The sequence below is a fragment of the Bradyrhizobium sp. WSM2254 genome, assembly GCF_000472645.1.
GTDB classification, from domain to species: Bacteria; Pseudomonadota; Alphaproteobacteria; order Rhizobiales; family Xanthobacteraceae; genus Bradyrhizobium; species Bradyrhizobium niftali.
Genome location: NZ_AXAB01000001.1, coordinates 476,623 through 494,975 on the forward strand (window position 1 = coordinate 476,623; position 18,353 = coordinate 494,975).

16 protein-coding genes and 1 tRNA gene are annotated in these 18,353 nt (G+C 62.7%); 13 read left to right on the forward strand and 4 right to left on the reverse strand.

Annotated elements, in window-relative coordinates:
• Positions 1 to 559 precede the first annotated feature (559 nt).
• Together A3M7_RS0102225 and A3M7_RS46035 are read left to right on the forward strand one after the other, a co-directional pair.
• The gene (locus A3M7_RS0102225; RefSeq protein WP_027542454.1) at positions 560 to 967 is read left to right on the forward strand and encodes a hypothetical protein; all 408 of its coding nucleotides are present in this window, start codon (positions 560 to 562) and stop codon (positions 965 to 967) included.
• Between the two features lie 56 nt (positions 968 to 1,023).
• Positions 1,024 to 4,146, forward strand: coding sequence for an AAA family ATPase (locus A3M7_RS46035; protein WP_084301506.1), 3,123 nt, complete (start codon positions 1,024 to 1,026; stop codon positions 4,144 to 4,146).
• A 113-nt stretch (positions 4,147 to 4,259) separates the two neighbouring features.
• On the opposite strand, the gene A3M7_RS0102235 is transcribed toward A3M7_RS46035, so the two are convergent.
• A complete protein-coding gene (locus A3M7_RS0102235) occupies positions 4,260 to 5,519 on the reverse strand; it encodes a cytochrome P450 (RefSeq protein ID WP_049823169.1) in 1,260 nt (419 codons plus the stop codon).
• Positions 5,520 to 5,779: 260 nt separating this feature from the next.
• Positions 5,780 to 6,274 carry a septal ring lytic transglycosylase RlpA family protein gene (locus tag A3M7_RS0102240; RefSeq protein WP_198033683.1) on the reverse strand — a complete coding sequence of 165 codons (495 nt, stop codon included), beginning with the start codon at positions 6,272 to 6,274 and terminating at the stop codon, positions 5,780 to 5,782.
• Positions 6,275 to 7,357: 1,083 nt separating this feature from the next.
• Between A3M7_RS0102240 and A3M7_RS0102245 the strand changes: the two genes are divergently transcribed.
• The gene (locus A3M7_RS0102245; RefSeq protein ID WP_245284185.1) at positions 7,358 to 8,404 is read left to right on the forward strand and encodes an outer membrane protein; all 1,047 of its coding nucleotides are present in this window, start codon (positions 7,358 to 7,360) and stop codon (positions 8,402 to 8,404) included.
• Positions 8,405 to 8,593: 189 nt separating this feature from the next.
• Here A3M7_RS0102245 and A3M7_RS0102250 read toward each other — a convergent pair.
• Positions 8,594 to 8,668: transfer RNA gene (locus A3M7_RS0102250), tRNA-Thr, on the reverse strand.
• Between the two features lie 319 nt (positions 8,669 to 8,987).
• Here A3M7_RS0102250 and A3M7_RS0102255 point away from each other — a divergent pair.
• The 5 genes from A3M7_RS0102255 (at position 8,988) to A3M7_RS0102280 (ending at position 13,178) form a co-directional block, all read left to right on the forward strand.
• Positions 8,988 to 9,188 carry a hypothetical protein gene (locus A3M7_RS0102255; RefSeq protein WP_027542459.1) on the forward strand — a complete coding sequence of 67 codons (201 nt, stop codon included), beginning with the start codon at positions 8,988 to 8,990 and terminating at the stop codon, positions 9,186 to 9,188.
• 40 nt (positions 9,189 to 9,228) lie between these two features.
• The gene (locus tag A3M7_RS0102260) at positions 9,229 to 10,935 is read left to right on the forward strand and encodes an FAD-dependent oxidoreductase (RefSeq protein WP_027542460.1); all 1,707 of its coding nucleotides are present in this window, start codon (positions 9,229 to 9,231) and stop codon (positions 10,933 to 10,935) included.
• A gap of 208 nt (positions 10,936 to 11,143) precedes the next feature.
• Positions 11,144 to 11,452, forward strand: a complete 309-nt coding sequence (locus tag A3M7_RS0102270; RefSeq protein WP_027542462.1) for an EthD family reductase — start codon at positions 11,144 to 11,146, stop codon at positions 11,450 to 11,452.
• A 242-nt stretch (positions 11,453 to 11,694) separates the two neighbouring features.
• Positions 11,695 to 12,204, forward strand: coding sequence for a hypothetical protein (locus A3M7_RS0102275; protein WP_027542463.1), 510 nt, complete (start codon positions 11,695 to 11,697; stop codon positions 12,202 to 12,204).
• Between the two features lie 149 nt (positions 12,205 to 12,353).
• On the forward strand, positions 12,354 to 13,178 hold the full coding sequence (locus tag A3M7_RS0102280; RefSeq protein ID WP_027542464.1) for an alpha/beta fold hydrolase: 825 nt from the start codon (positions 12,354 to 12,356) through the stop codon (positions 13,176 to 13,178).
• 166 nt (positions 13,179 to 13,344) lie between these two features.
• Here the strand turns inward: A3M7_RS0102280 and A3M7_RS0102285 are convergent, their stop codons facing one another.
• Complete coding sequence (locus A3M7_RS0102285; protein WP_027542465.1) at positions 13,345 to 13,986, reverse strand: TetR/AcrR family transcriptional regulator; 642 nt, start codon at positions 13,984 to 13,986, stop codon at positions 13,345 to 13,347.
• 89 nt (positions 13,987 to 14,075) lie between these two features.
• Here A3M7_RS0102285 and A3M7_RS0102290 point away from each other — a divergent pair, with 89 nt between their 5' ends.
• The 5 genes from A3M7_RS0102290 (at position 14,076) to A3M7_RS0102310 (ending at position 18,296) form a co-directional block, all read left to right on the forward strand.
• On the forward strand, positions 14,076 to 15,014 hold the full coding sequence (locus tag A3M7_RS0102290; RefSeq protein WP_027542466.1) for an SDR family oxidoreductase: 939 nt from the start codon (positions 14,076 to 14,078) through the stop codon (positions 15,012 to 15,014).
• Between the two features lie 26 nt (positions 15,015 to 15,040).
• Positions 15,041 to 15,700, forward strand: a complete 660-nt coding sequence (locus A3M7_RS0102295) for an NAD-dependent epimerase/dehydratase family protein (protein ID WP_027542467.1) — start codon at positions 15,041 to 15,043, stop codon at positions 15,698 to 15,700.
• An 81-nt stretch (positions 15,701 to 15,781) separates the two neighbouring features.
• Entirely contained in the window at positions 15,782 to 16,225 is a 444-nt protein-coding gene (locus A3M7_RS0102300) for a DUF2948 family protein (RefSeq protein ID WP_027542468.1), read from the forward strand.
• Between the two features lie 281 nt (positions 16,226 to 16,506).
• Complete coding sequence (hisD, locus tag A3M7_RS0102305; protein WP_027542469.1) at positions 16,507 to 17,802, forward strand: histidinol dehydrogenase; 1,296 nt, start codon at positions 16,507 to 16,509, stop codon at positions 17,800 to 17,802.
• Positions 17,799 to 18,296, forward strand: coding sequence for a UPF0262 family protein (locus tag A3M7_RS0102310; RefSeq protein WP_027542470.1), 498 nt, complete (start codon positions 17,799 to 17,801; stop codon positions 18,294 to 18,296). Before hisD ends, A3M7_RS0102310 begins: the two co-directional genes overlap by 4 nt.
• Positions 18,297 to 18,353: the final 57 nt, after the last annotated feature.

Genomic DNA, 18,353 nt, shown 5'->3' on the forward strand with positions numbered 1-18,353 from the left:
GTCGGCCCTGGAGAGCATCCTCTTGGGGCGGCAGTTCCATGCGGATCCAGGCTACGGTCGACTTCTCGGGCGGATCGTCGGCTGATTGACGCAATCGATGCCGCCGAAACGAATGAGAATCCGCTCCTCATTGCCCCCAGCCTGGTGAGGGTGCTTTGCCGGGTGTACCTGATGGCGTGTTGGCCGTGATTGGCACCCCCACACTATTCTGCGCATGACTGCTGCTTATCTTTCACGCCCTGCCCATCATCATCGCTTGGCTCAGGATGCTTTTGTGGCTAATCTCGCTCGCCTGATCACCGCCCCTGCAAGCCAATCATCCTTCAATCCGGCTTGTAGCGCGGAGTCATGAGCCTAGCTGGAAAGCTCTCATTCTAATCGGCCCAAGAAGGCGCGAGAGACCTGCAGTCAAGGGAGATGGCACAATCCAGTTGGTTCGGTATTAGAAGCCGCTCAATTTTTCAGTGTTGCGCGGCGGCAACGACGCTCGTCGATGCAGTTCGTCTGACGTCATTCACATCCGGCACCCAAACAGTAACAGTCAGATTCGGGGGTCTTCATGGAGCATTACCTTCTTAGGCTTTCATATTCGACGACGGGCTGGAAAGATATCGTCCAAAAGGCACCCACCTTCGATGAGAGGTTAGGGCCAGTCCGCGATCTCATAGCCTCGCTTGGCGGATCGTTCGCTTCGTTTCATTTCTATGAAAGGGCGCCCTATCGCAACGAGCAGTTGCAGCACGTCGTACTGGAAAAGTTTGGAATATTCGGGCGTGACGACCTCTTCGCCGTTCTCGCTTTTCAAGAGCGGAACTCTGCGCAGGCCTTCAGGATCGCGCTGTCGACGCAGCCAGGAATTAAGAGCGTCGAACTCGTTTCGATCATGCCCTTCGAGGACGTCATCGCTGACTCGGTTGGAAAAGCGAAGAAGGCGGTCACCGGAAGCAAGTACGCCGGTCCAGGATGAGAGTAATCATCGTCTGCAGATTAGACTGAACTCAAAGAGGCCAAAGGGGCGGAGGAATGTCCAATACCCCATCGCCAGAGCCTTGTTCTTGCCCACGATGCGCGAACCCTGCCCGAGCGGGGGCGCGCTTTTGCGATGCCTGCGGTGCTCCATTGCGTCCGGGAGAGACCTCTCATTCAGATCGAGAGGGAGAACTCAAGCATGTTACGGTACTGTTTGCAGACATCGTCAATTCAACGAACCTTGTCGCAGGCCTATCCCCCGATGACGCAGAAGCGATTCTCAACCCGACCGTGACGTTGATGTTGGATGCCGTACAGGCATTCGGAGGGATCGTGAACCAATTGCGCGGCGATGGCGTGCTGGCGCTATTTGGTGCACCGCAAAGTCAGGAGGATTACGCGTTGCGCGCCTGTTGCGCGGCATTGCGTATGCACGAGGCAGCTGTTTCATCGGAACAGCGCATGTCGCTACGTGTGGGCCTCGCCTCAGGTCTTACATTCTTGAGCACGACTGGAATTAGCATAGCAGGCGTCTATGGCGCTTTTGGAGCGACGCTTCACCTCGCGTCGCGGCTCCAGGCAATGGCGAATCCGGGCACCACACTTTGTGATGCAAGCACGCGAGCGGCCGCGGGGCCCTCCGTTGAGTTTACCTCGTTGGGGCAGAAAGCATTGCGAGGTTTCAGCAATCAGCAGGATGTGTTTGTTTTGACAGGAGTGCATCATGGCACTTCCAGATTTAGTGAAGCGGTATCGCGGGGCCTGAGCCCGCTCGTTGGGCGCGATAGCGAGCTCGATGAACTAAACAAGATCGCCGCGCGTGTTCTCGCCGGCTCGTCCGCCGCAGTTTCAATCACCGGTGAGGCAGGAGTAGGTAAGTCCCGCCTCGCTTGGGAGTTTACCAAACAGCTTCAGGCAGGTGGCTGGCGAATCGTTGAGGCAGATGCCGTTTCATACGGGCGGAACGTGCCGTATCAACTCATCGGCTCCGTGCTTCGCTCAACTTTTGGAATCGATCCAAGCATTGAGCCATCTGCGTCAGCCGATGGCATTCGAAAGCAAGTAGCCGAGATTGGCGATGGCACGGTTCATTTAGGTGCTGTTCTGTCGCTTCTGGCGCTGCCGTTGGGTGAAGATGCCGCCGCGTGGAATGAATTGGATCCACTACATCGAGGCGACGCTTTGCGTGACACTGTGCGGACTTTATTTGACGCGATCAGTGGACGCCGGCCCGTCGTATTATTGTTGGAGGATTTGCAGTGGGGTGACGAGCAAAGTCGAAAGCTTCTCGACTTTGCTCCATCATCTGGTTGCAGGCTGTTGCTTCTGGCAACCAACAGGCCGGATTTCGCTCCAACGATGACCGGTCAGGCCACAAGCGTAATCTCTCTTGCAGCTCTCTCGTCTAGCGATACGCAACGATTGATGCGAGAGGCATTCCCGGGCGTTGCTGATCATTGGTTGCGCCAGAGACTGGTGGCGCGGTCTGCCGGAAATCCATTTTTCCTGGAAGAGCTAGCTCGCAACGTATTGGCGACTGACATTTCCGACAATGCCGGGCATACCCATCAGCCTGAAATTCCGCTAACGATTCAAGCGGTCATTGCTGCTCGTTTGGATCGGCTGGATGCCGAACACAAACGGATTGTAACAGCTGCTTCTGCGCTGGGAAACCGGTTCTCCCTTCAAATACTCCGCGCCATTCTCGATTCCAGCTCGGACGCGAGTTTTCATCGAAGCCTGCATTCGTTATGCGGTTCTGGAACGCTTCAGCAGTCCGACACGGACGAAGCCAGCTTTGCACATGCTCTAATCCAGGAAGTCGCATACTCGAGACTTCCACGAGGGCAGCGCCGCGATCTGCACAGCCAAATTGTGGCGGCGCTGTTGAGAATACATCCTGACCGCCTCGATGAACACGCCGAGATGATCGTTTATCACGCCGCGCTTGGGGAGGTTTGGGAGGAACTGCTCAAGGCTGCGGTCATAGCTGGTCGCCGGGCTGCCGGCCGATCCGCCTATGTCGAAGCATCACGGCTCTTCGATCATGGAATCACTGCGTGCAGACACCTGCCGCATTCGTCGGATCGACTGCGGAGCGAAATTGATTTGCGCTTCGAGCTGCGTAATACGCTTTTTCCCACCGCAGGCATCGAAAGAAGCCTGGCCAACTCCACGGCAGCAGAGAAACTTGCGGTAGAGTTGGGAGATCGGCAACGGCTCGGATGGGCGACCGCTTATGTTGCTCGGGATTTGCAGCTTGTGGGTCGGCCTGGTGCGAGCATGCTATCGGCAGCCCGTGCATTGGAGTTTGCCGACGGAGACAGAAGCCTGACGCGCGCGGCACAATATTTCGGGGCGCAAGCTGCTTATTCGCGGGGCGACTATGCCAACTCCGTTGCTACGCTCCGGAAGCTGATTCAAGATTTGGAGTCGCGCGATCCTTTGGCGTGGGCAGGAACACCAGGGCCCTCAGTCATCTTCTATCGGGCTTGGCTCATTTGGGCACTATCTCAACAAGGACATGCTGATGAGTCGGTGGCAGTGGCGCGCGTGATGCGTAGCCTGGCCGATGAAGTAAACTTGCCGCTGTGCAGAACAATCGCACATTTAAGTGAAGGTTTCGCTCTCGCTCTTGCCGGGCGCCCTGCGGAGGCGGAGGTCACCTTGCGGACTAGTCTCTCATTGTGCCGGAAATGGGAGTTCTTCGCTTGGTCAACCAACATCTGTCTGAATCTAGGCTACGTCCTGGCCCAGTTGGGCTTGTTTGAGGAGGCGTTTGACCTTTTTCAGCAGGCTATACATCGTACAACGACCAGCGGCATCTTCGTAAACCACGCTCTTGAACTTGCACGGTTCGCCGAAGCAAATCATCTTGCGGGTCGCCTCGACGAAGCCGTTCGGCTCTCCGAGCGAGCCATCGAAGTGGCTGGTTTGTACGAAGAGAGAGGGAACGAAGCATGGGCGACGGTGGCATTGGCTGAAGCCTTGTCAGCTCTTGGATCGGTCGTCGGCGCCGAGACTCACTATGCAGCCGCCCTTCGTTTAGGCACCGAGTGCCAAATGGCACCTGTCATTCGTCGGTGCAATGAAGGGCTTTCTAGACTTTACGATGAGCCGGATCGTGCTCGCGTTGCGGGCACGACGATCGGTGCGAAGGCAAGCGGCGCGCCGTAGTTCCGAGCTCCGTCGTTCGAAAGGTCATTGGCAGAACCATATGGCGCATCCCCTGACGTCATCCACGGTCGAGCCTCGACGGAAGCCTCGGATAGCCCGCTCAGGGGCCGCGATCAGCTGCCAAGGCGGGCCATCAAGCGCTTGGGACCGCGGAAGGCAATGGTCCGGGTGTATTCGATTGGCTGGTCCTCCACCAGCGCAAGCGTGGGATAACGCCTGACGATCTCCTCGAGCAGCACCATAAGCTGCAGCCGGGCCAAGGGCGCACCGATGCAAAAGTGCGTCCCCCTGCCAAAGGATACATGCTCGCTCGCATTCGGCCGTCTGATGTCGAAGCGTTCGGGCTCGGGGAACAGCTTCGCATCGTCGTTGGCCGCACCGAGGGCAAGCAGAACATTGGCGTTGGCGGGAATGGTCACTCCCTGCAGTACCGTCGCCGCTCGGGTCCTCCGCCGCCAGCACACGATCGAGGTGCTAAAGCGCAGCACTTCTTCGACGGCGCCAGGAATCAGCGAGGTGTCGCTGCAGATCGCCTGCCAGCTCGGGCGGTGGCTGAGCAGTGCCAGGAGCGCGTTGGCGGAGAGGTTGGTGGTGGACTCGTGTCCTGCCAGCAGCAATCCGAACATCAGCGAGGTGATCTCGTTGTCGGACAGCTCCGGTTCAACTTCCCCGCGGTGCGCAATCAGGAAGCTTGCATAGTCGCTTTCCGGGCGGCGCAGGCGGTCATTGACCAGCGCGACGCAGTAGCGCCAGTAGGCCACCATGTCCTCGGCGCCGCGCCGTTGCTCCTCCGGTGAAAGATCCCCGAAAGTCATTAGTATGCGGTAGCCCGCCCAGCGCTTGATGCGCGGTGCATCTTCGGCCGGAATACCCATCAGCAGGAAGAGGACTCGCGCCGGAAGCTCGTACACAAGGTCGGCAACGAGATCGACTTCGGCGCGACCCTCGAGGGCGCCGATGGCCTCGCGCGCCAGTCGACGTATGTCGGGCACCAGCGTCTCGAAACGTCTGGCATTCAGGAAGCGCCCAGCGACCCGCCGAATACGGTCGTGTTTGGGCGGATCGCAATTGACCTGTGTCGGCTCCGCGCCCATGCCAGCCTTCAGGATGGCCAAGGCTTCGGGCGCCAGGGGTGTGACCGGAGCCAACGCGATGTCGGCTGAGAAACTGGTCGCATCCCGCAGAAGGAGCAGAACATCCTCCCGCGTCGTCACGACCCAGTAGTTGATCTCCGGGCAGAAGAACACTGGCTCCTCGGCACGGGCGCGCTCGAAAAATTCATACATGCCGTGATGATCGAACGGCTTGAATCGCGCCCCGATACCTGAAGAGCTGATGATCGAGTCGCTCGCGGTGGACACCAACGTCGTCATTTTCGGCTGCCCCCAAAAGGTACGCTGCCTTGGCGGAGCAACTCTATCACATTGAAGGTGTCCTGCATTCCGGTGAATCTGGCCCTACAATGCCGCGGTTGGGTCAACGGCGGCGGTCAGCCAATCACGCAATGGCAGATGCCGGTCGAATGTCCGTTCAGGGTCAAAATGCGAAACACTGCCGCTGAGCACAACAGGTTCGCACCCTGATCGCCGAAGTCCAGACAGAAATGGATTTTCGTCGCTTCGCGCGGGGACGCTCAGCCCACCGGTCCCGGAATCCAATAGTCCCCTGAAAGCGGGCGAACTCTGACGTCATCAATGACTCCGAGCTCCAGGCTTGGATCGAAATGGCGCATCGTCCGCTCGTTGAGGTCAATGATGCGGCCAGGCCTTAATGGCCCCACGTCATTGATCTTGACGATGACCTTCTTGCCGACGGCCTCGACGAGGGCATATTTCGGCCTTGCGCCAAATTGGACCCCACCGAACTTCCGGCGCAAATTCGTCTTGATGGCGGCCGCCCAGACAGAGGGATCATAGCGCTCGCCGGAGGCTGTGTTCGGACCGCCCTCTTCCTTGCCGGGCTTGAACGGATTGTACATGGATGCTGCGCCAACGATCGCCTCCCCAGAAGCGGCATCCACGACGGCGCTCGAGTGAACGCCACTCACTTCACTTCGCGCAACGGTAACAGAAACGGCAAGCGCAACCAGGGCGCCGCAAATTGCGGCGCTCGAGCGGAACAGCATCATAACTCCTGTGATTTTTTTCGAACGTCCGGTTCCCGATCCCGCAAGCGTGGTCAAGCGAACGCGGAAGCGTTCATGAACTTGCGCCAATCTCTTGCGGATTCGAGCCAACCCCTTGGCTACGGAACCGTTGTGCGAACCGGAGTGGTCCTCACGCAGTGTTTTACGTTGTCACCGACTAAGACAGAGATTGCGTCAGCAGAATGGCTCGATGGAACCCGGGATGGAGTGGCGCGGCGCGTGCGACGCCGGCAAGGGTCGAAAGCTGATACGCGCGGGCCATTTGCCCGTCGGGCAAAACACTTGGCCCATGCAAAATCCCGTCAATCCCCGATCGCAAAAATATTCCGCTTTACCGAAATTCGGAATTGCGGCATTCTCTCGCCATCCCGGTCCTCGGAGAGGGGCGATCGTACGTCGTAACGAACGTGGATCGGGGTGCGGTGGACGCAGCTGCGTCGGGCACGCGAAGGCGGGACCAGGGCGAGATGAACCTCGTGAGGTCGTGCCGCGTGCGGACGAACGGCGCCAACGCCTTGCGAAGCCCTTTGGGCGAAGCAAGGTGAAGCTGCGTACGGCAAAACCGTGTGGTCCTGACCGTCGTTGCTACGGTCAAGCCTTGCGGAGATGCTTCCAGGCCCAACGGGGTCTTGGGGCATCGCCAATTCGCAAGGTGACGGAGGCCAGAAGGAACTCGGCTCCGGGGAGAGCGCGTATACGCCGTCAACCCATCGCGCAGGGAAGGCCGGGTGTTTTCCGGCCCACCTGTTGTTCCGCCTGCGCATTTGCGTGTGCAAATTCTTCGCGCAGCGGATCATGGGTGCCAGCCGGCACCCGGTCTTCCCTGCGCCCTCTTCACGGAAGGAGGGTCAAGGAAACGAGCAAAACTCGGGCGTTTCGAGCCGCGAGAATGCCGCTTCATGCGCGATTTGAGTGTCGTGCTGCCAGACAGGATTGATGGAGACGCGGGCGCGTGTCGCTCAAAATCCACGGCGTTGGACATCTCCAGCTGACGTGCCTCAAACGGTCGCATCCGCGGACGCGATATCTTTGCGTTGTCCTGACCTCGTCCCATAGTGTCGGCAGATGATTCGCAACCAGGGCGGGTATCAAATGACAGCGCATAAATATCTTATCGTGGCTGCGGGCTTGATGACGGCGGGCGCCGCCCATGCCGAGGACATTCCATCCAACGCCGAACTGTTTCGCATGCTGAAAGAGCAGCAGCAGACCATTTCCGAGCTGCGCGCCGAATTGAGGCAGGCGAAAGCGGAGCGGCGCACGGCGACTCCGAGAGAGGCGGCTGCACCGGCAGCCAGGCCGGCCGGACGCGACGCCGCGAAGGAGACGGTGGCGGCAACCCCGCCCGCGCAGGCCTATGCGAGTTACACCAAGGGGCCCGCGGTCTTGCCGGCGTCCGGCGGCGGTGCCTATGTCGGCGTTTTCGGCGGCGGCGGCAGTCGCAGCGGCACCGACGTCAGCCAATTGGGCACCGTCTTTTTCCTGGAGGCCGCGGGAGGCCCGCTGGCCGTCGATGCCACGGGGCGGACCAGCAGTGGCGGCGTCGGGTTCGGCGGCGCGCATCTCGGTTATGAATGGTCGTATGGCGCGTATGTGCGGCCTGCCTTGGAGATCGAAGGTTTCTATCTGGCAGGCAACCAGCCGCGTGCGACGCTGGTGAACCCCACAGATCGGATTGCTGAACGCACCTTCGATAATACTTTCCCGACCCGCACCACGGTGCTTCTGGCGAACATGGTTGTCGGCTTCAACACGCCCTATCAAGGCATCACGCCCTATATCGGCGGCGGGATCGGAGCCGCCAATGTCTCCATCGACGGCGCCACGTCCACCCAGACCGACCCGGCCGAGCCCGGTATCAACCACTTCAACGCGCGCCCCGACTCGTCAGCCTGGACCTTTGCCGCACAGGCAAAAGCCGGTGCGCGTTTCGCCCTCGGCAACAGCGGCGCTTATTTGTTTGGCGAGTACCGCTATTTGTATGTCGGCGATGTGAATCAGGTTTTTGGTTCCACCGTGAATCCCGTTCATGCACCGACCAGTCCGTGGACGGCCAGCTTCGGCGGCACGTCCCATCATCTGGCAGCCGGCGGCGTCGGCTTCGGCTTCTAAGGCATGATCCGGAAAAGTGCGCAGCGGTTTTCCGAAAGGATCATGCCCAAACAATAACCTGGTTGGAGCGGAGCTTGATCCTCGCGAGAACCGGAGAGGGGCGGACGATACGTCCTGCCCCTCGAGCGCCTCGCAAAAGGTTCTACGGGGTCAACTGAAAGACAGAAGAAGTCGATTTGCTGAAGGAAATGGTGCTGCCAGACAGGATTGAACTGTCGACCTCTCCATTACCAATGGAGTGCTCTACCACTGAGCTACGGCAGCATGTGCTGGGATCTAGAATCGGCCGCCACGAGGGACCTACCAAGCGGGCCGATATCTGCCACAAGCCCCCCTCCTGTGCAAGCTTGCTAGCTCCGCCAAAACGAGAAAATCGGGCCGATATCGGGGCCAAAATGCCCGTTTTTGCTTGAAACCGCCGATGTTCCGTCGATTCGGGTTCCGATTTCCCCACCCAACTGGCCAGCTGGCCGGGCGACCGGATTCGCCTCATTTTGGAGTTTCGCACGATCGGATCGCGCGGGCCTCTTGAGCTGCCACGTTCATGGGGCATGTTATCGCCGACCGCTGTAATGGACCGGTGATGGCTGACGAGAACGACAAGAGCACGAGGCAGGATTCGAGACCGGCGAGGTCGTCCCGGGACGACCGGCTGAAGTCGGCGCTGCGCGAAAACCTGAAGCGGCGGAAGCTGCAGGCGCGCGAACGCGCCGCAAGTGCCGACCCCTCGCAGAATGAAGATGATTCCCTAAATGAGGGGACCGCCGGCAAGACCGGCGGCTAAAATCCGGCGGCTAGAAATTTTGGAGTTGAGCGACGTGGCCATGGGGCAAGACGGACAGCAACCAACCGAGCGTGACGCGCTGATGTCGCGGTTCACGCGCCCCGAGCAGACCTTTCCGGCGCTGACTTCGGCCGAGATCGAGCGCATCAGGCATTTCGGCGAGCTCCGCACCTATTCGGATCGCGAGCTGCTGTTCGAGACCGGCAAGCCGGGACCCGGCATGTTCGTCATCCTGAAGGGCCACGTCGCCATCACCCAGCGCGACGGGCTCGGTCATGTCACCCCGATCATCGACCAGGGGCCCGGCCAGTTCCTGGCCGAGCTCGGCCAGCTCTCGGGCAGGCCGGCGCTGGTCGACGGCCGCGCCGAGGGCGATGTCGAGGTGCTCCTGATCCCGCCGGACCGGCTGCGCGCCCTGCTGGTCGCCGAAGCCGAGCTCGGCGAGCGCATCATGCGCGCGCTGATCCTGCGCCGGGTCAGCCTGATCCAGGGCGGCGTCGGTGGCCCGGTGCTGATCGGGCCGTCGAACTCCGCCGGCGTGGTGCGCCTGCAGGGCTTCCTCACCCGCAACGGCCAGCCGCATCATCTGCTCGATGCCGACAGCGAGCACGACGCGGCCGAGGTGATCGCGCGTTATTCGCCGAAGCCGGAGGATTGGCCGCTGGTCGTCACCGCCGACGGCAGCGTGCTGCGCAATCCCAGCGAGATCGAGCTCGGCCGCGCCATCGGCATGATCGGCGGAGCGAAGGACGATCGGATCTACGACGTCGCGATCGTCGGCTGCGGGCCGGCAGGGCTCGCGACCGCGGTCTACGCGGCCTCCGAAGGTCTCTCGGTCGCGGTCGTCGACACCCGCGCCTTCGGCGGCCAGGCCGGCGCCAGCGCGCGGATCGAGAACTACCTCGGCTTTCCGACCGGCATCTCGGGTCAGGCCCTGGCCGGCCGCGCCTTCACCCAGGCGCAGAAGTTCGGCGCCGAGATCATGATCCCGATGTCGGTGAAGTCGCTGGACTGTTCGCGCCGTGCCGGCACCTTCGCGCTCGCGCTGGATTGCGGCGACACATTGCGCTCGCGCGCGGTGGTGGTGGCGAGCGGCGCGCGCTATCGCCGGCCGGAGATCGCAAATCTCGACACGTTCGAGGGCCGCGGCGTCTGGTACTGGGCGTCCCCGGTCGAGGCGCGGCTCTGCGCCGGCGAGGAGGTTGCGCTCGTCGGCGCCGGCAATTCGGCGGGCCAGGCCGCCGTGTTCCTGTCGGGTCACGCCAAGAAGGTGCTGATGATCATTCGCGGCGGCGGTCTCGGTGCCAGTATGTCGCGCTATCTCATCGAGCGCATCGAAGCCACGCCGAACATCGAATTGATGTTCAACACCGAGATCACGGCGCTCGAGGGCGACGAGGCCTCGCTGCTGCGGCGCATCCGCTGGAAGAGCCGGCTGTCGAGCGACGAGGATTTCGCCGACATCCGCAATCTCTTCCTGTTCGTCGGCGCCGATCCCGCCACCGGCTGGCTCGACGGCTGCGGCGTGACGCTCGATCGCGGCGGCTTCGTCGTCACAGGCGCGCAGTCCGAGCAGAATTTGGGCCGGCTGGTCGCGCCGCTCGAGACCTCAGTGCCCGGCGTCTATGCCGTCGGCGACGTCCGCTCCGGCTCGGTCAAGCGCGTCGGCGGCGCCATCGGCGAGGGCGCGCAGGTCGTTGCCTCCCTGCACGGCTATCTCGGCGACGCCGCAAAACCGGCGCTTTAGTCAAGGACAAGACAAGCAGATGGCAAGCGGATTATGGCTTGCCATCCTGACGTGTCCCACAGACTATCCCCTCATCCTGAGGAGCGCGCCTAAGCGCGTCTCGAAGGATCGAGGCCCAGCTGCCAAAGCCGGGCCTTCATGGTTCGAGACGGCGCTGACGCGCCTCCTCACCATGAGGATCTACCAACAAGTTTCAAGGGAGGACTAAATGGCCGAACTCGTCGTGCTCTACAAGACGCCCAAGGACGCTGCCGCCTTCGACAAGCATTATGCCGAGACTCACATTCCGCTCGCCAAGAAATTGCCCGGCCTGAAGAAATACGCCGTCAGCACGGGGCCGGTCGGCTCCCCCGCAGGACCTTCCGGGATCCACCTCGTCGCCATCCTCAGCTTCAACAGCGTGGCCGACATCCAGGCTGCCTTCGGCAGCGCGGAAGGCAAGGCGGCCGCAGGCGACGTGCCGAAATTCGCCAGTGGCGGCGCCGACCTGCTGATCTTCGACACCAAGGAAGTGTGAGTCGCGAAGCGCCTCGCCAAATTCGATTCAACTTTCGTCGAAGACCTGAAAGCTCGTAGCCCGGATGGCTACAACTGCCGTCGTTTGTGACAGCGATGCAAAAAATTCAGCCATGCGTTTGTCGATTCGCACGACGACGCATGGCTCCGCACGAGCCTGTGACATTGCGCATGTAGCCATCCGATGAGGACCGTAATACTAATCTCCGTCTCAATGCAGAGTAAAAGAGAAGGAGAGATGTCATGGTTCTTGGGTTGAGCTTGCCCGCCCTTACGCTGGTCCATGTCATCATTAGCCTGATCGCCATCGTCGCCGGCCTTGTCGTCATGTTCGGCCTGCTCGGCTCGAAGCCGATGCCGGGCCTCACCGCGATCTTCCTGCTGTTCACGATCCTCACCAGCGCGACCGGCTTCCTGTTTCCGTTCAAGGAGCTGCTGCCCTCGCACATCATCGGCATCATCTCGCTGGTGCTGCTCGCGATCGCCTGCATCGCGCTCTACGGCATGAAGCTCGCGGGCGTCTGGCGTCCGGTCTACATCGTGACCGCGATGATCTCGCTGTACTTCAACGTCTTCGTGCTGGTGATCCAGTCGTTCCTGAAGGTGCCGGCGCTCGCCGCGCTCGCGCCCGCCGTGCCGCCGGCGCCGCCGTCCGGCCCGGTGTTCGCCGTGGTGCAGGGCATCGTGCTGGTGTTCTTCGTGGTGCTGACCATCGGCGCCTGGCGCCGCTTCAAGCCGATGACGTTTGCCTGATCGCACGATCCCTCGTCGTTCCGGGGCACCGCGCAGCGATGAGCCACGGTGCGCAATTGCGCACCGGGAATCTCGCGCGACAATTTCCAGATTCCGGGTTCGCGCGGGCGCGCGCCCCGGAATGACGTCCCACTGAAAGGAGCCCCACCATGCCCACCATCACCACCAAGGACGGCGTCGAGATTTTTTTCAAGGACTGGGGCTCGGGCCAGCCGATCGTGTTCAGCCATGGCTGGCCGCTGTCATCGGACGATTGGGACGCGCAGATGATGTTCTTCGTCACCCGCGGCTACCGCGTCATCGCCCATGACCGCCGCGGCCACGGCCGCTCGGCGCAGGTCGCCGACGGTCACGACATGGATCACTATGCCGACGATCTTGCGGCGGTCACCGCGCATCTCGACCTGAAGAACGCCATCCACGTCGGCCATTCCACCGGCGGCGGCGAGGTCGTGCACTACATCGCGCGCCACGGCGAGAGCCGGGTGGCGAAGGCGGCGATCCTCTCCGCGGTGCCGCCGCTGATGGTGCAGACCGCGGCCAATCCCGGCGGCCTGCCGAAGAGCGTGTTCGACGACTTCCAGGTCCAGCTCGCCGCCGGCCGCTCGGCCTTCTACCGCGACATCGCCGCAGGTCCCTTCTACGGCTACAACCGTCCCGGCGCCAAACCGTCGGAAGCGGTGATCCAGAACTGGTGGCGCCAAGGCATGATGGGCGGCGCCAAGGCGCATTACGACGGCATCGTCGCATTCTCGCAGACCGACTTCACCGAGGATCTCAAGAAGATCAACGTGCCCGTGCTGGTGATGCACGGCGACGACGACCAGATCGTGCCTTACGCCGATTCCGCGCCGTTGTCCGCCAAGCTGCTCAAGAAGGGCATCCTGAAGACCTACAAGGGCTTCCCCCACGGCATGCCGACCACCCACGCCGAGACCATCAACGCCGACCTGCTGGCGTTTTTCAGGGATTGAGTCGTCTTTCCTTCTCCCCTTGCGGGAGAAGGTGGCGCGAAGCGCCGGATGAGGGGTTCTATCCACGAGTCCGAACGAAAGAGGTTCTTTCGCGGAGACANCCCCTCACCCGTCTCGCCGCTATGCGGCGAGCCACCCTCTCCCGCAGGGGGAGAGGGGAAGAACGTCACTTCAGGATCGCCCTGACCGCATCGAACGTGCGCTTCACGAAAGCTTCCGGCTTCTCCCGCGCACCTTCGCCGATCCAGCTCTCGCCGCCGACGCGCATCGCGCCGGTGGCGATCATGGCAACGAGCCGCGCCTTCAGCCGGTCCGATTTGCGGCCGGCGCGCTGCGCAAGCCCGTCCGCGAGGGTGCGCTCGAGCTTTTCGTATTTGAGCTGGTCGCGCGCGTGGAGCGCGGGATTGTCGCGCTTGAGCCGCGACATCGCAGCCGCTTCGGTCGGATCGATCCGTTTGACCGCCGCCGCGATCGCATTCTCCGCCGCCGTCAGCATGGATTCGTCCGCAGGCCGTGCGAGAATCCCGGCGACCAGCGCGGCCGCGGCGTCCTCCTGCCAGGCGGCGACCACGTCCTCTTTCGAGGCGAAATAATGGAAGAAGCTGCGGCGCGAGACATCGGCAGCGGCCGCGATGTCGTCGATGGTCGCGGCTTCGAAGCCGCGCTCCAGGAACAGCGCCATCGCCGCACGCTTCAGCCGCTCGCGGGTCTGCTGCTGCTTGCGCTCGCGCAGGCCGGGCCCCGCCGGCGATTTTTCTCCGGAGGACAAGGGCTTGGCGCGTTTCCTGGCGTGCTTCGAAGCCTTCAAATTATTTCACCTCTTGCAAATTTGCACTTAGTGCACATTTGGACCGGTCGCGGGCCTTTTTCCAGCCCCCGATAGCCTGGAGTTACGGCATGACTGACTGGACCACGGCGGACATCCCCTCCCTCAGCGGCAGGACCGCCGTCGTGACCGGCGCGACGGGCGGGCTCGGCTACGAGACGGCGATGGCGCTGGCGGGCGCCGGTGCCATTGTCATACTCACCGGACGCAACGACGCAAAGGGCCTGCGGGCAATCGAGGGCATTTGCGAGCGGTTTCCCAATGCGCTGATCGCTTACGAGCATCTCGACCTCGCCAGCCTGTCCTCCGTCGCCGATTTCGCCAGGCGCTTTGCCGCCGGCAACGAGCAGCTCGACCTCCTCGTCAACAATGCCGGCGTGATGGCGCTGCCGAAACGGCAGCAGACCGAGGATGGCTTCGAGATGCAGCTCGGCACCAATTATCTCGGACACTACGCGCTGACGGCGCGCCTGTTGCCGCAGCTTCGCCGGGCGAAGGCGTCTCGTGTCGTCAATCTCTCGAGCCTTGCGCACCGCTCCGGCGCGATCAATTTCGATGATCTGCAAGGCAAGCGTTCCTATCGCCCGTGGCGGGCCTATTGCCAGTCCAAGCTGGCGATGCTGATGTTTGCTTTGGAGTTGCAGCGTCGCAGCCGCGCGGCCGGCTGGGGCGTGACGAGCCTTGCCGCCCATCCCGGCTACGCGCGGACCGATCTCATTTCGAACGGGCCGGGCGCCAACACCCTCTCGTGGCGGGTGGGACGGTGGCTCCAACCCTTGATCAGCCAGTCCGCTGCCGAGGGCGCGCTGCCCACGCTGTTCGCAGCGACATCTCCAGCGGCCGAGGCCGGCGGCTATTACGGTCCGAACGGGTTCTACGAATTGAAGGGGCCGCCAGCGCCGGCGAAGATCATGCCGCAGGCCAAGGATTTCGCTGCGGCGGCCATGCTGTGGGATGTCTCGGCAACGCTGACCGGTGTATCCTTCGACGAGATCGTGGTCGCCGCATGAGCCGCGACACTGTTGGGGACGTCCCGATGAAAATCATCATCTTTGGCGCGACCGGCATGGTCGGGCAGGGCGTCTTGCGCGAGTGCCTGGTCGATGCCGGCATCGACCGCGTGCTCGTGGTCGGCCGCAGCCCGACCGGCGTGCGCAACGCCAAGCTCACCGAGATCATCCACGACGATTTCCTGGATTATTCGGCGATCGAGTCTCAGCTCACCGGCTTCGACGCCTGTTTCTTCTGCCTCGGCGTCTCCTCGATCGGCATGAACGAGGAGCGCTACCGTCATCTCACCTACGATCTCACGCTCGCCGCTGCGACGACGCTGGCGAGACTCAATCCGCAGATGATCTTCACCTATGTCACCGGCGCCGGCACCGACTCCACCGAGCAGGGCCCGCGGATGTGGGCGCGGATCAAGGGCAAGACCGAGAACGATCTGCTCAAGCTGCCGTTCAAGGGCGCCTACATGTTCCGGCCCGGCGCGATCCAGCCCCTGCATGGTGCCCGCTCCAAGACCGCCTGGGTGCAGGCCGTGTATACCGCAACCTGGCCACTCTGGTCGGTGCTGCGCCGGATTTCGCCGCGGCTCGTCACCTCCACCGAGCAAATGGGCCGCGCCATGATCCACGTCGCCCGGCAGGGGTATCCGCGCAAGGTGCTGGAGATGGAGGATATCAATAGTCTCTAGTCCGCCGGGTTGTTAGGTCTAGGGAAATTTCCGCGGCCGCGCGCGTTGGGCCGTATCCGCCCCCGAGGAGAAATGCCGGCGATGTCGCCCCAGCTCAAACTGATCGCGCTCGATGCCGACGATCTCGCCGTGATCTCCACCCATGTGCAGGATGCCCGGGTGCAGGCCGCCGACATTATCTGGCGGCAGAGCGAGAAGCGGCTGGTGGTCGGCATGAGCCGGCTGGACTGGGAGCAGACGCTGGACGGCGAGGCCGAGCCGCGCCGGCTGGTCGCCGCGCTCCGCTTTGACCGCGTGCTTGCCTGCAAATCGCGCAACATCGACATCGGAGCTCCGGACAAGGTTCTGGACCTCGTCGGGATCGAGTTTCACTCCCAGGACGGCCGGGACGAGGAGCCCGGCGGCAGCGCTCTGCTCTTGTTCGCCCAGGGCGGCGCCATCCGCCTCGATGTCGAATGCCTGGAATGCGAGCTGACCGATCTCGGGGCGGACGAACTGGGGGCGGGGATCGAGGGGGAGGGGTGAGGATGGGCATACCGCGTCAAACCCTCAGCCGTCGTCCTGGCGAAAGCCAGGACCCATAGCCACCGGCGGCTATGATAGAGTGGGCTGGGGTCACATCCTGGTTCAATAACAAAGACTTGGGGTAATGGGTCCTGGCTTTCGCCAGGACGACGTCAAAGCAGGACGACGACCGAAAACGACGACACCTTCCAAGGGTTGACGGCGGGAGGCCGCCGCGCCATTGAGCAGGGGACCTGGTGCGCCAATCCGCCCCGAGAAACCAGCCAGAAGCCAAGCCAGACATGCCCGTTCGCCTCGACCGCAGCAGCGCCGATTTTGACCAGCGATTCGCGGCCTTCCTCGCCGCCAAGCGCGAGGTCTCGGCCGACGTGGAGGCCGCCGCGCGCGCGATCGTCGACGACGTGGCGAAGCGCGGCGACGCGGCCCTGCTCGAGGCCACGGCAAAGTTCGACCGGCTGACGCTGGACGCATCCGGCCTTCGCATCTCGGCCGCCGAGATCGAGGCCGCGGAAAAGGTCTGCGATGCCGCGACGCTGGATGCGCTCAAGCTCGCACGCGACCGCATCGAGACCTACCATCGGCGCCAGCTCCCGAACGACGAGCGCTTCACCGACCCGCTCGGTGTCGAGCTCGGCTGGCGCTACACCGCGATCGAGTCCGCCGGCCTCTACGTGCCCGGGGGAACTGCGGCCTATCCGTCCTCGGTGCTGATGAACGCGGTGCCCGCGAAGGTCGCCGGCGTCTCGCGCCTCGTGATGGTGGTGCCCGCGCCCGACGGCAAGCTCAATCCGCTGGTGCTGGCGGCGGCAAAGCTGGGCGGCGTCACCGAGATCTACCGCGTCGGCGGCGCGCAGGCCGTCGCCGCGCTCGCGCACGGCACCGCCACCATCGCGCCGGTCGCAAAGATCGTCGGCCCCGGCAACGCCTATGTCGCCGCCGCCAAGCGGCTGGTGTTCGGCAAGGTCGGCATCGACATGATCGCCGGCCCGTCCGAGGTGCTGGTCATTGCCGACGACACCGGCAATGCCGACTGGATCGCCGCTGATCTGCTGGCGCAGGCCGAGCACGACACGAGCGCGCAATCGATCCTGATCACCGATTCAGCGCGCCTTGCCGCCGATGTCGAGAAGGCGGTCGAGGCGCAGCTGAAGACACTGCCGCGCACTGCGATCGCGAGCGCCTCCTGGGCCGATTTCGGCGCCATCATCATGGTGAAGAATCTCAACGATGCCATCCCGCTCGCGGATGCGATTGCCGCCGAGCATCTCGAGATCATGACCGCAGACCCTGACGCGCTCGCAGCAAAGGTTCGCAATGCGGGTGCGGTGTTCCTCGGCGCGCATACGCCGGAGGCGATCGGCGATTATGTCGGCGGCTCCAACCACGTGCTGCCGACGGCGCGCTCGGCGCGGTTCTCCTCGGGCCTCTCGGTGCACGACTTCATCAAGCGTACCTCGATCCTGAAATGCGGTCCGGATCAGCTGCGTGCCCTCGGACCTGCCGCGATGACGCTTGGCAAGGCGGAAGGGCTGGACGCCCATTCGCGCTCGATTGGATTGCGCCTCAATCTGTCATGACAAAGCCGCCCGAACAGGACGACTCCAACAATCGCATCGTCGCGGTCACCCTCGACGAGGAATCGATCGGCCGTTCCGGGCCCGACATCGAGCATGAGCGCGCGATCGCGATCTACGACCTGATCGAGCAGAACCTGTTCGCGCCGGACGGTGCCGACGGGAAGGGACCGTTCACGCTGCATATCGGCATCACCGGCAACCGCCTGATGTTCGACATCCGCCGCGAGGACAGCACGCCCGTGGTCGTGCATCTGTTGTCGCTGGGGCCGTTCCGCGGGATCGTGAAGGATTATTTCATGATCTGCGACAGCTATTACCAGGCGATCCGCACCGCGACCCCGGACAAGATCGAGGCCATCGACATGGGCCGCCGCGGCATCCATGACGAGGGATCGCGCACGCTCCAGGAGCGGCTGAAGGGCAAGGTGCGGGTCGACTTCGAGACCTCGCGCCGGCTGTTCACGCTCATCACCGTCCTGCACTGGAAGGGTTAGGCGCATGATCCCGAAAAGTGGACACCGGTTTTCGGACCAGATCATGCGCAGGACTAA